Here is an 11396-nt window from a genome sequence, read left to right as displayed (position 1 = left end):
CCTTCGGTGCGCTCGCCGCACCGAAGGCGTCCTTCAACTCCCCCAACACTGAAAGCGTGCTTCAGCCCCGCCTTCATCCCTTTCACTCAACGAGGAGTGAACCCATGCCGAAAAGGCGTACACTTTCTTTTCTGGCCGCCGCGGCGGCCGTCCTCGGACTGGCCGTGGCCATTCCCGCGACCTCCGCCGCCACCACTTCCGACGATTCCACCGCGGCCGCGTTCCCGGTCAGCGAAACACAGTTCAGCCAGATGTTCCCGAGCCGGAACGCCTTTTACACCTACCAAGGGCTCACCGCGGCGCTGAGCGCGTACCCCGCCTTCGCCAACACCGGCAGCGACACGGTCAAGAAACAGGAAGCCGCCGCCTTCCTGGCCAACGTGAGTCACGAGACCGGTGGCCTCGTCTACATCGTCGAGCAGAACAGGGACAACTACCCGCATTACTGCGACGCGACCCAGCCCTACGGCTGCCCGGCCGGGCAAGCGGCCTACTACGGTCGCGGGCCGATCCAGCTCAGCTGGAACTTCAACTACAAGGCCGCGGGCGACGCGCTGAACATCGACCTGCTGCACGATCCGTACAAAGTGGAAAAGGACGCGGCCGTCTCCTGGAAGACCGGCCTGTGGTACTGGAACACTCAGCGGGGCCCCGGCACGATGACCCCGCACGACGCGATGGTCAACGGCCGCGGCTTCGGTGAGACCATCCGCAGTATCAACGGTTCCCTGGAATGCGACGGGAAGAATCCCGCCCAGGTGCAGAGCCGGATCGACAACTACCAGCGGTTCACCGGGATCCTCGGCGTCAGTCCCGGCGGCAACCTGAGCTGCTGACCGCTCGTTGTCCACAGTGGAGCGAGACGGCGGGTCCGCGCGGGCCCGCCGTCTCGCCGTGCCCCGTGACCTCGTTGCGCGAACGTGGTGACGGCGTCTAGTCTCGCGGGCACCCCTACTCCGGAGTTCCGATGGGCACGACCGAACTCGCTCGCCGCACCACCGCGCACGGCGGCCCGGTCCTGGCCTCGGCGCGCGACGCGGACCGGGTGGTCGAGGCGTGCACCGGGACGTTGCGGCCGCACGAGCTGCGTGTCGCCCGGGGTGGCGAGCTCGCGGCGCGGCTCGCGCATGTCCCGATCGGCGACCTGTCGGTCAACCGGCTCTGCTACGGCGCCGACGTCACGGTTTCGCCCGCCGTACCCGAAGAGGACAACTTCCTGCTGACGCTGCCGGTCGCCGGCGAGGCCGTGTTCCGGTACGGCGGGTCGGTGGCGCCGGCCTCGCCCGGCCACGGCGTCATCGTGGGCCCGTACCGCGAGTTCGAGTTCGCCCTCGACGCCGAATACGACCAGGTGGTCGTCCGGCTGGACCGCGGGCGCGTCGAGTCGGTCGCCTCGGCGATGACCGGCACGACCGGACCCGTCCACTTCGACCTCGGCCTCGACGCGGCGGTCGCCCAGGTGGACGGCTTACTGGAGACGGCGGTGGAGCTGGCAGGGTCGAGTCTGGCGACCGCCCGGCCCCAGCTGCTCTGGCAGCTCGAACAGGTGATCATCGAATCCCTCCTGCTGAGCCAGCCGAGCAACCGCGGCCGAGCGCTCGGGCCCGGGGCATCGAAACCGCCTTCCGCGCGCGTCCGGCGTGCGATGGACCACCTGCGTGACCACCTCGCCGAGCCGGTGAGCATGGCCGCCGTCGCGGCGGAATGCGGCGTGAGCGTCCGGAGTCTGCAGGAGTCGTTCCGCCGCGAACTCGACACGACGCCCGGCCAATGGCTCAAGGCCCAGCGGCTGGAACGGGCCCACTCGCTGCTCGCCGGCGGTGGTGGTGAGCACGTCACGGTCACCGACGTGGCGTATGCCTGTGGCTTCTTTCACCTCGGCGAGTTCGGCGCGGCGTTCAAGGCGCGCTACGGCGTCACGCCCTCGTCGATGCTCGCCACGGGGCGCTGACCCACCCCGCGCGATTCCGATAACGACGGCGCGCCTTTCCGATATCGGCGACGTCCCGCGCACGGGCAAACTGGCGGTCCCTTCGGTTCGGACACGGGAGACCGCCCATGAAGTTCGTTCTCGTCCACGGTGCCTGGCATTACGGTGAGTTGTGGCACCCGGTGCGCACGCACCTCGAAGCCGCCGGGCACGAGGTGCACACGCCGACCGCGGGCGGCCTCGGCGACGGCGATGACAAGCACGTCGATCTCCGCGCCGCCGCCCAGCCGATCATCGACCACATCCTCGAACACGACCTCAGCGGCTTCGTCCTCATTGGACACAGCTGGGGCGGCTACCTCATTTCCCGCGTCGCCATCGAACTGCCCGAACGTGTCCGGCGTCTGGTCTACTTCGCGGCTTTCGTTCCCGAGCACGGTAAAGCGCTCGTGGACGAGCTGCCCCCGCAGCTGCGCGCCGCGCTCCAGGCGAGTGCTGACGAGCGGGGCGACGGCTCGGTCGTCCTCCCGTTCCCCGTCTGGCGTGACGGCTTCTTCAACGACGGCACCGCCGAGCACGCCCGGGCCGTGTACGACCGCCTGCGGCCGCAACCGTACGGAGCGTTCACCGACCCGGCGGACATGACCGGCTGGGACAAGGTGCCGCGGGCCTTCAGCTACCTCGCCCCCTACGAGGACAACGACATCACCCAGGGTGAGTGGGGCCGTCATCCCCGGCTGTCGAACCGGCTCGGGGTCTTCCGCCTCGTCGGTATGCCCGGCGGTCACGAGGTGCTCCTGACCGATCCCGGGCTCACCGCCCAGAAGTTCGTCGAGGCCGGCCGCGACTGACTCCGCGCCGGCCGAAGTTTTCCGTGAAAGTGAGGAACTCCTGATGCGCACCAGCGCCGATTATCTGTCCACATTGGATGACGGCCGGGTGGTCGTCGTCGATGGCGAGCCGGTCGAGGACGTCGCCGGTCATCCGGCTTTCGCCCCGATCGCGAGCACCATCGGCCGCCTCTTCGACCTCGCCGCCGACGACGCCAACGCCATGCAGGCGATCGACCCGGTGACGGGCGCACACGTGAACCGGCTCTTCCTGCCGCCGCGTGGACCCGAGGAACTCACCGCGTACCGTCAGGCGGTTCAGGTCTGGGCCGACGCGACCCATGGCTGGGTCGGCCGCTCGCCCGACCACGTCGGCGCCTTCGTCGCGGCGTTCTCCGCTCACCCGGAGGCGTTCAGCGAGGAGCGCGGCCTCCGCGACAACGTCACCGCCTTCCACCGCCGAGTCGTCGAGAACGACTTGTACCTCTCGTACGCGATCATCCCGCCGCAGGTTTCCCGGGCCACCACCGCCCACGCCTGGGAAGGCGACCTCGTCCAGGTCGGCGTGAAGGAGGAGCGCGAAGACGGCATCGTCATCCGCGGCGCCCAGATGCTCGCCACCGGCGGGGCCGTGGCCGACGAGATCCTGGTCTCCTGCATCAAGCCGCTCCAGGCGGAGGACGCGATCTTCGCCAACTCCTTCACCGTTCCGGTCAACGCGCCCGGTCTCACGCTCTACTGCCGCCGTCCGTACGCCCCTGGCGCGACCAGCGAGTTCGACTATCCGCTCACCAGCCGCTTCGACGAGACCGACGCGCTGCTCGTCTTCGACGACGTTTTCGTCCCGTGGAAGGACGTTTTCGTCTATCAGGACGTCGCGGGCCTGCGCCGTCAGTTCTTCGACACCGGCGCGCACGTGCTCGGCAACTGGCAGGCCCAGATCCGCCTGGCCACCAAGCTGCGGTTCCTGGCCGGGCTGGCCAGGAAGGTCACCGCGGTGAACGGCGTCGACCGGTTCCCCGCCGTCGTGGAGAAACTCGGCGAACTCGCCTCGCTGGTCTCGATCGTCGAGTCCGGCGTTCTCGCGGCCCAGCAGACCGCCGCGCCCGACGCGCAGGGGCTGTGGCGCCCCGGCGCCCAGTCGCTCTACGGAGCGATGGGCCTGCAGTCCGAGGTCCATCCGCGGGTGATCGCGATCCTGCGTGAACTTGTCGGCGGCGGCGTCCTCCAGGTCCCGTCGAGCAGTGCCGAGCTGGCCGGGGAAAAGACCCGCGCGGACATGGAACGGTACGTCAGCAGCCCCGGCGTCTCCGCCGAGGAGCGCATCAAGCTCTTCAAACTGGTGTGGGACGCCGTAGGCAGCGAGTTCGCGGGCAGGCACCAGCAGTACGAACTCTTCTACGCGGGCGCGCCCTTCGTCGTGAAGGGATACGCGTACCGCAACTACGACTTCGGCTCGGCACTCGAGTCGGTGGAAACCTTCCTGACATCCTACGAGGTGAAACGATGAAGCCCGAGTTCGAGTTCTTTCCGGTCACCGACGTCCCGTTCACCGTGTGCGCGGGCGACGACCCGCTCATCACCGAGCGGATCCTCTCCCGCGACCCGGAAACCGGTGTGGCGACAAGGATCCTGCGTTACGCACCGGGCGCGGACTCCACACCGCTCGGTGTACAGCGGCACGACTTCTGGGAGGAGGTGTACATCCTCGAAGGGTCCTTTGTGGACATCACGCTGGACCGCACCTTCGCCGCCGGCGAGTACGCCTGCCGCCCGCCGGGCATGCCGCACGGACCGTGGCGGACCGACGAGGGCGTGCTGACCTTCGAAGTCCGTTACCCGGCGGGCGGCCGACCGTGAGCGCTCCCGTCGAGCCGCCGGCGATGCGGCAGGCGATGGGCCGGTTCGCCACGGGCGTCGCCGTCGTGACCACCGTGCACGACGGCGAGCCGCACGGCATGACCATCAACTCGCTCACCTCGGTCTCGCTCGATCCCCCGCTGCTGCTGGTGTGTTTCACCCACGGCGCCCGCAGCGCCGAGGCGGTGAGCCGCTCGGGACGCTTCGCGGTGAACGTTCTCGCCAGGCGGCAGCAGGCGATCGCCCTGCGCTTCGCCGCCCGAGGCGAGGACCACTTCTCCGGTCTGGAACTCGACTACGGCGACCACGAGGTACCCGTCGTGCCGAACGCGCTGGCGCACCTCGAATGCGGCGTGGACCGCCTGATCGAGGCGGGCGATCACACGATCGTCCTCGGCTCGGTCACCAGGACCTGCGCCGCACCGGGCGAGCCGCTCGCGTTCTACTCCGGCCGGTTCGGCGACGTCGTCCCGCACGACGCCGAGCCCCAGCACTGGTTCTTCTGACGCCACCGACGGACGCCTTCGGGTAAGCCGACGGGCACCGCTCGATGTCGCGAACGCTCCGTCGAAGACGTTCAGCGTCCCGAACGGAGCGTTCGCGACGCGATGCGACGAACGTCCCCTTCAGCTCAGCGCATCGCCCCAGCGGCGGTCACCTCTTCCGGCGAACATGGCCCGTCCCCGGGGCTCCGTGGCCGGAACAGCGGCTAGGAAGATCTCATGGAGAAGATCATTCGCCAGGCAGCCCTGGTCACCGCCGTCCTCGCCTGCGCGTCGACGCTTGCCGTGCCCCAAGCGACCGCCGCGCCCGCGGGTCAGTCGGCCTGTTCGGGCACCGCCGTCGCTCCCGCGTTCTCGGACTGGGTCCGTGCCAAGGGCAGTGCCGGCATCGCCGGCCACCCGGGCTACCGGCAGGGCTACGACCTCATGCTGCAGAGCAACGCCGGGGTCGCGCTGGCCGAGGTCAAGGGCTACGACGAGCGCAACGGGAACAAGGAGATCTGGGTGGGGGTTCCCGCGATGTCCCCGGACAGCCCGCACCGGCTCGTCGCGATCGCCTGGGGCAACAACCTCGCCATGCCCGAGATCCGGGTCAAGCCCGCCACCGGCCAGCTGGCCGGTGTCACCGTCACCTTCAAGTGCTGACAGCCCGCGCTACTCCGGACTCGCCGACGTGAACTGGTACCTCCTACCCGACGACTTCTGGACCTTTCCCCGTCCCCCGGTTTCCCGCACTGTCGTGACCCAGGACACGTCGGCGAGGAGGTTCGGTGGAGGATTTCGCGCGAGCGGCCGGAACAGACCGGGCAGCCGACTTCGTCGCACTGGGCGGAACCGTCCTGACGCTGGACAACGCCGGGCGACGCGCCGGCGCGCTCGCGGCGAAAGCCGGGCGGATCACCGCCGTCGGCACCGACCGCGAAATCGCCGAGCTGATCGGGCCGGACACGCGAGTGCTGGACCTCGGCGGGCGCACGGCGATCCCCGGCTTCGTCGAGTCGCACAACCATCCGGCGTTCTTCGGCATGACCCTGGCCGCGCCGGTCGACGCCGGCAGCCCGCCCAACGACACCATCGACGACATCGTGGGCCGGGTCGCGCAGGCGGTGTCCGATCGCGACCCTGGTGAGTGGGTCCGCGGGTTCCGGTACGACGACACGTTGCTCGCCGACCGGCGGCATCCGGCGCGATCCGATCTCGACGCCGTCTCCCCGCGCAACCCGGTGGTGCTCACCCACGTGTCGGGGCACTTCTGCGTGGCGAACTCGGCGGCCCTGCGCGAAGTCGGGATCAGCGCGACGACCCCGGACCCGCCCGGCGGGCACATCGCCCGCGACGAGCGGGGCGAGCCGACCGGGCTGCTGGTGGAGACCGCGGCCTTCCTGGTCACCTCGCGGCTACCCGGCCAAGGCGCAGACGAGCTGGCCGACGCGCTGCGGCTCGCCGACGCCGAATACCTCGCCAACGGCATCACTTCGGTGCACGACACCGGGATCGGCCTGATCGGCGGGTCCGCCGAACTCGAGGCCTACCGCACGTTGTGGCGTACGGGCGGGCTGCGCACGAGGATCCGGGGCTACCTGTTCGACGGGCTGGTACCGGGTCTCGCCGAAGGCCGTCCCGAACGGCCCGATCTCGGGGACGCGGACGACCGCTTCGCGCTGACCGGCGTCAAGATCATCGCCGACGGCTCGATCCAGGGACGCACCGGCTGCCTGGCCGAGGGCTACACCTGCGCTCCCGGCGAGCACGGGATGATGCTGGTCGAGCCCGCCGAACTCGGCCGCAGGATCGCCGCGCTGGACGCCGCGGGCTGGCAGGTGGCGGTGCACGGCAACGGCGACGCCGCGATCGACGCCATCATCGACGGCTACTCCCGCCTCGGCGCGCCGGACGGGACCGGCCGCCGCCACCGTATCGAGCACTGCCAGACGGTCCGCGAGGACCAGCTCGACCGGATGGCCGCACACGACGTGTTCGCGTCGTTCTTCATCAAGCACGTGTACTACTGGGGCGACCGCCACCACGACACGTTCCTCGGCCCGGAACGCGCGCGCCGGATCAGCCCGCTGGCCTCGGCCAGGAAGCGGGGAATCCACTTCGGACTGCATTCCGACACCCCCGTCACGCCGGTCCCGCCCCTCGAAGGGATCTGGTGCGCGGTGCGGCGGACCACCCGCGAGGGCGCGCTCCTCGGCCCGGAACAAGCAGTCGACGTCGACGCCGCGCTGCGCGGCTACACCATCGACGCGGCTTATCTTGCCGGGGAAGAAAACCTCAAGGGCAGTCTCGAAGTCGGCAAGCTGGCCGACCTCGCGGTGCTGTCGGACGACCCGGCGACCGTCGACCCGGATCACCTCCGCTCCTTGCGGGTCGAAGCCACCGTGAGCGGCGGCGAAATCGCCTGGCGGCACACGGCGTTCCCGGACGCGAGGAGCCCCCGATGATCCGCAGCTGGCCCAGTGTCCTCATCGGACTCGGCATCCCGGCGGCAGCGCTGCTGATCGGCATTCCCCTGGTGTCCGGCAGCACCGTCTCGGTGTTCGGCATCCCGCTGGTGTTCTTCTGGGTGTTCTGCTGCTGCCCGCTGACGACGTTGTGCCTGTGGGTCAGCTGGCGTTTCTTCGACCGCGCGCACTATCCCGAGGAGCGCTGATGCTGATCACGATGGTGGCCGTGGTGATGGCGGCGTCGATCGCGCTGGCGGTGTGGGCGGGCCGGGCGAGCCGCGGCGGCGGGATCTCGGAGTTCCTCGTCGGCGGCCGGTCCTTCCCCGCCTGGCTGGTGTATTTCCTCGCGGTGGGCGAGGTCTACAGCATCGGGACGATGATCGGCTTCCCGAGCGGGATCTACGCACACGGCGCGAGCTACGGGATCTGGTTCCTCGGGTACATCCTGCTCGCCTATTCGCTGGGCTACTTCCTGGCGCCGCTGGTGTGGCGGGCGGCGAAACGGCACGACGCGATGACCGTGCCCGACGTGTTCGGCAGGCACTACGGCAGCCGCTCGCTGGAACTGGTCACCTGCGTGACGATGCTGATCGCGCTGGTGCCCTGGGGCCAGTACCAGTTCATCGGCCTGCAGGTCGTGCTCGGCAACCTCGGGCTGCCACTGAGCCCGGTGCAGTGTGTCCTGCTCGCCGGGATCATCGCGTTCGTCTACATCGCGGTCTCCGGCGTGCGCTCCCCCGCGTTCGTCTCCATCCTCAAGGACGTCTTCATGCTCCTCGGCGTGGTACTCGTCGGCGTCGCCGCGGTGCTCGCCGCCGGTGGCACGGCGAAGGTCAGCGGGCCGGAGGTGCTCACCGGCGCGCAGACCACCATGGGCGGTCAGGGGCTGCTGTTCGCGATGACCACGATCGCGTTCCAGAGCGTCGTGTTCTACCTCGGTTTCGGTGGCGCGTATGTGTTCCCGGCCCGTTCCGAGCGCGCGGTGAAGACCTCGACGGTGTGGATGCCGATGTACATGCTGATCTATCCGTTCCTGGTGCTCGCCGCGTACTACGGTGTCCGCGCGCACCCCGGCCTGAAGAACCCGAACACGGTGTTCATGGTGACCGCGAAGGGATTGCTGCCGGACTGGCTGCTCGGGCTCGTCGCCGCGGGGGCCGCGCTGTCCGGGGTACTGGTGCTCGCCGCGACCGCGCTGAGCATCGGCGGGATGGTGTGCCGCAATCTGGCGCCGAACGTCGCGCCGGGCACGCAACGCCGCTGGACCGTCGTCGCCGTCGGCGGGTTCCTGGTGCTGGCCGCGGTGCTCACCCTGGTCGCCTCGACGCTGATGCTCACCGTGCTGAACCTGACCTACAACCTGCTGGCGCAGGTCGTGCCCGGCTGGCTGGCGATCCTGTTCGCCCGCCGGGTGCGCGCGTCCGCGATCGCCGCGGGCATGGTCATCGGGGTGCTCACCGCGATCGCCCTGTACGTCACCGGTGTGACGCTGGGCGGGGTCAATCCCGGCCTGCTCTCCCTCGGGGTCAACCTGCTGGTGGTGTTCGGCTGGAGCCGGTTCAAGCCGGACGCCGGGCGCGAGCCGGTCGCCACCGCTCCCGCGGCGAAGGCGAAGCCCGAACTCGCGGCCGAACCGGCCTGATCCCGCGCGGCAGGCGGCCAAGCGCACGACCCGGAATGCGCGGCTTGGCCGATGGTCGCGGGGAAGCGGGCTGGCTACCATCGAAGCACCCGATGGCCATCGGAGGCTCCGATGCGACTGCCGCGCTTTCGCTTCCTGCTCGGCCTTTTCCCCGCCCTCTACCTCACGCTGCCGCCGGCCGCCCATGCCATCGAGCCGACCCCGCTCGGCGGCGGCAGCCCCTTGGGGATCGGCTCGGCCTATCGGTGCACGGCCGGGTTCGCCGCCACCTCGGGATCCGTCGGCTACCTGATCACCAGTGCCTCCTGCGGCAGGCCCGGCGACACCGTCCACAGTGGAGGACACCAGGTCGGCGTGGTCGGCACGGAACCGTTCCCGCCGGATGGCGCGATCGTCGTGCGGGTGACGAACACGATCGACTGGCGGCTGGTGGGCACGATCCCGCCGGTCAACGGCCGCGTGACGATCACCGGCTCCACCGAAGCCCCGATCGGCGCCCCGGTGTGCCGGTACGGAACGACCAGCGGCTGGCGTTGCGGGACCGTCCAGGCGAAGAACCAGACGATCAACTTCCCCGAGGGCGCCCTGCACGGCCTCACCCGGACGAACGTCTGCGCGGAGCCCGGCGACATCGGCGGGCCGTTCGTCAGCGGTACCCAGGCCCAGGGCGTCCTGGTCGCGGGCAGCGGGAACTGCGCGGGCGGCGGCACGTCCTACTTCCTGCCGGTCGCCAAGGTGCTCGCCACCCACGGTCTCACCATCCTCACCGGAAAATCCTGACCGGCACACCCCGTGCGGACGTCAAGACAAGCGGACGGTTAACCCGGCGCAAGGCACCGCTTTAAACCAGACATTTCACCGGCGTGGCGCAAGCCGGTCCCGCGCCGTTCCCCTGGCGTTCATCCCGCGCGCCTGCCGGTTTCATTTGCCCTGCCTAGGTTTCTGACGCGAGTGTCGAAGGAAGGAACCCATGGACGGACCCCTGGCGGTACGGGCGCGCGGGATCACCAAATGCTTCGGTGACGTCGTCGCGCTCGACGACGTCGAGCTGGATGTGGCGCGAGGAGTGATCCACGGGCTCGCCGGCCCGAACGGTGCGGGGAAGACGACGCTGCTGGGTTTGGTGCTGGGGCTTGCCGTCGCCGACGAGGGGAGTCTCGAAATCCTCGGCACGCCGGTCGGGCGGGCGCTTTCCACGCCTGGCGGCGTCGCGGGCTTCGTGGACGGTCCCGGCCTCTACCCCGCGCTGACCGCCCGGCAGAACCTCGCCGCACTGGCCGCGCTCCGCGGCCGCAAAGCGCGTGCGGCGACGAGGATCGAAGACGTGCTCGGCGAGGTCGGGCTCACCGACGTCGCCGACGACCGGGTCCGGGGATTCTCGCTCGGCATGCGCCAGCGGCTCGGGCTCGCCGCGGCCCTGCTCGCCCGGCCCCGGCTGCTCGTGCTCGACGAACCGGCCAACGGCCTCGACCCAGCAGGCAAGAAGCACGTCCACGGCGTCCTCGACCGGCTCGCGGCGGACGGCACCACCGTCGTGCTCTCCAGCCACCGGATGGACGACCTCGAAGCGCTGTGCTCGGCGGTCACCATCCTCGCGACCGGACGGGTCGTCTTCTCCGGCCCGATGGGCAAGCTCTCCGCCGAGAACGACGAACTCGACTACCGAGTTCGTACCGCCGACCCGGAGACCGCCCGCAGGGTGGCTCTCGACACGCCCGGGGTTCTCGTCGTCGACGACGCCGGGGCACGGCAGGACAACGCGGCCCTCATCGTGCGCGCACTGGTTCCCGCCCTGGACGAACTGGTGGTGCGACTGGTGAAGGCGGGCGTCGCGGTGCGCGAACTCGTGCCCGTGGTGTCGCCGCTGGAGGCCGCTTTCCTCGCGCTCACCGAGCAACAGGAGAGCAGCCGATGACCACGACGCTCGCCGACGCCGATTCCCGTCCCGTCTCGGTGGCGCGTGGCTACCGCTTCGAACTCGTCAAGTTGCTTGCCCAGTGGCGAATCCGCCTGCTGGTCCTCGCCTGCTGGATCGCGCCCGCGGTCTTCGTCGCCGCGGTGAGCCGGCAGAGTTCACTTCCCGTCGACACCCTCTTCGGCCGCTGGATGAACGCCTCCGGGTGGGCGGGTTCGCTGGTGATGCTCGGTTTCGCGGGCAGTTACGCGCTCCCGCTGCTGACC

12 protein-coding genes and 1 pseudogene are annotated in these 11396 nt (G+C 69.9%); all 13 read left to right on the top strand.

The window, feature by feature from the left end; genetic code table 11:
• The first annotated feature begins 104 nt into the window (after positions 1-104).
• Complete coding sequence (locus tag ACFW0G_RS44545; RefSeq protein WP_378331638.1) at positions 105-836, top strand: chitinase; 732 nt, start codon at positions 105-107, stop codon at positions 834-836.
• Between the two features lie 131 nt (positions 837-967).
• Positions 968-1951, top strand: a complete 984-nt coding sequence (locus tag ACFW0G_RS44540; RefSeq protein ID WP_378331637.1) for a helix-turn-helix domain-containing protein — start codon at positions 968-970, stop codon at positions 1949-1951.
• A gap of 107 nt (positions 1952-2058) precedes the next feature.
• Positions 2059-2781, top strand: coding sequence for an alpha/beta fold hydrolase (locus tag ACFW0G_RS44535; protein ID WP_378331636.1), 723 nt, complete (start codon positions 2059-2061; stop codon positions 2779-2781).
• A gap of 43 nt (positions 2782-2824) precedes the next feature.
• On the top strand, positions 2825-4270 hold the full coding sequence (locus ACFW0G_RS44530; protein ID WP_378331635.1) for a 4-hydroxyphenylacetate 3-hydroxylase family protein: 1446 nt from the start codon (positions 2825-2827) through the stop codon (positions 4268-4270).
• Positions 4267-4620: a cupin domain-containing protein gene (locus ACFW0G_RS44525; RefSeq protein WP_378331634.1), complete on the top strand. Its 354-nt coding sequence runs from the start codon at positions 4267-4269 to the stop codon at positions 4618-4620. Before ACFW0G_RS44530 ends, ACFW0G_RS44525 begins: the two co-directional genes overlap by 4 nt.
• Positions 4617-5126 (top strand): flavin reductase family protein, encoded by a 510-nt coding sequence (locus ACFW0G_RS44520; protein ID WP_378331633.1) that lies wholly within the window; start codon positions 4617-4619, stop codon positions 5124-5126. Before ACFW0G_RS44525 ends, ACFW0G_RS44520 begins: the two co-directional genes overlap by 4 nt.
• A 216-nt stretch (positions 5127-5342) precedes the next feature.
• Positions 5343-5768: a hypothetical protein gene (locus ACFW0G_RS44515; protein WP_378331632.1), complete on the top strand. Its 426-nt coding sequence runs from the start codon at positions 5343-5345 to the stop codon at positions 5766-5768.
• Between the two features lie 125 nt (positions 5769-5893).
• A complete protein-coding gene (locus ACFW0G_RS44510; RefSeq protein WP_378331631.1) occupies positions 5894-7570 on the top strand; it encodes an amidohydrolase in 1677 nt (558 codons plus the stop codon).
• On the top strand, positions 7567-7779 hold the full coding sequence (locus ACFW0G_RS44505; RefSeq protein WP_378331630.1) for a DUF3311 domain-containing protein: 213 nt from the start codon (positions 7567-7569) through the stop codon (positions 7777-7779). Before ACFW0G_RS44510 ends, ACFW0G_RS44505 begins: the two co-directional genes overlap by 4 nt.
• Positions 7779-9215, top strand: a complete 1437-nt coding sequence (locus ACFW0G_RS44500; protein WP_378331629.1) for a sodium:solute symporter — start codon at positions 7779-7781, stop codon at positions 9213-9215. The genes ACFW0G_RS44505 and ACFW0G_RS44500 overlap by 1 nt, the downstream gene beginning before the upstream one ends.
• Before the next feature lie 111 nt (positions 9216-9326).
• A complete protein-coding gene (locus ACFW0G_RS44495) occupies positions 9327-9995 on the top strand; it encodes a S1 family peptidase (protein WP_378331628.1) in 669 nt (222 codons plus the stop codon).
• Positions 9996-10185: 190 nt separating this feature from the next.
• Positions 10186-11130, top strand: a complete 945-nt coding sequence (locus tag ACFW0G_RS44490; protein WP_378331627.1) for an ATP-binding cassette domain-containing protein — start codon at positions 10186-10188, stop codon at positions 11128-11130.
• Positions 11127-11396, top strand: a pseudogene (locus ACFW0G_RS44485) (ABC transporter permease); the annotation flags it as partial. The gene ACFW0G_RS44490 and the pseudogene ACFW0G_RS44485, both read left to right, overlap by 4 nt.

The organism is Amycolatopsis sp. NPDC058986, from assembly GCF_042741125.1.
Classification (GTDB): Bacteria; Actinomycetota; Actinomycetes; order Mycobacteriales; family Pseudonocardiaceae; genus Amycolatopsis.
Note: the sequence above shows the minus strand (reverse complement) of the source record. Positions and strands in the feature narration are given on the sequence as shown.

Excerpts from the sequence above, each read along its gene's own strand:
- ACFW0G_RS44545 (WP_378331638.1), top strand. The coding sequence starts at position 105 with ATGCCGAAAAGGCGTACACTTTCTTTTCTGGCCGCCGCGGCGGCCGTC.
- ACFW0G_RS44540 (WP_378331637.1), top strand. The coding sequence starts at position 968 with ATGGGCACGACCGAACTCGCTCGCCGCACCACCGCGCACGGCGGCCCG.
- ACFW0G_RS44535 (WP_378331636.1), top strand. The coding sequence starts at position 2,059 with ATGAAGTTCGTTCTCGTCCACGGTGCCTGGCATTACGGTGAGTTGTGG.
- ACFW0G_RS44530 (WP_378331635.1), top strand. The coding sequence starts at position 2,825 with ATGCGCACCAGCGCCGATTATCTGTCCACATTGGATGACGGCCGGGTG.
- ACFW0G_RS44525 (WP_378331634.1), top strand. The coding sequence starts at position 4,267 with ATGAAGCCCGAGTTCGAGTTCTTTCCGGTCACCGACGTCCCGTTCACC.
- ACFW0G_RS44515 (WP_378331632.1), top strand. The coding sequence starts at position 5,343 with ATGGAGAAGATCATTCGCCAGGCAGCCCTGGTCACCGCCGTCCTCGCC.
- ACFW0G_RS44505 (WP_378331630.1), top strand. The coding sequence starts at position 7,567 with ATGATCCGCAGCTGGCCCAGTGTCCTCATCGGACTCGGCATCCCGGCG.
- ACFW0G_RS44500 (WP_378331629.1), top strand. The coding sequence starts at position 7,779 with ATGCTGATCACGATGGTGGCCGTGGTGATGGCGGCGTCGATCGCGCTG.
- ACFW0G_RS44495 (WP_378331628.1), top strand. The coding sequence starts at position 9,327 with ATGCGACTGCCGCGCTTTCGCTTCCTGCTCGGCCTTTTCCCCGCCCTC.
- ACFW0G_RS44490 (WP_378331627.1), top strand. The coding sequence starts at position 10,186 with ATGGACGGACCCCTGGCGGTACGGGCGCGCGGGATCACCAAATGCTTC.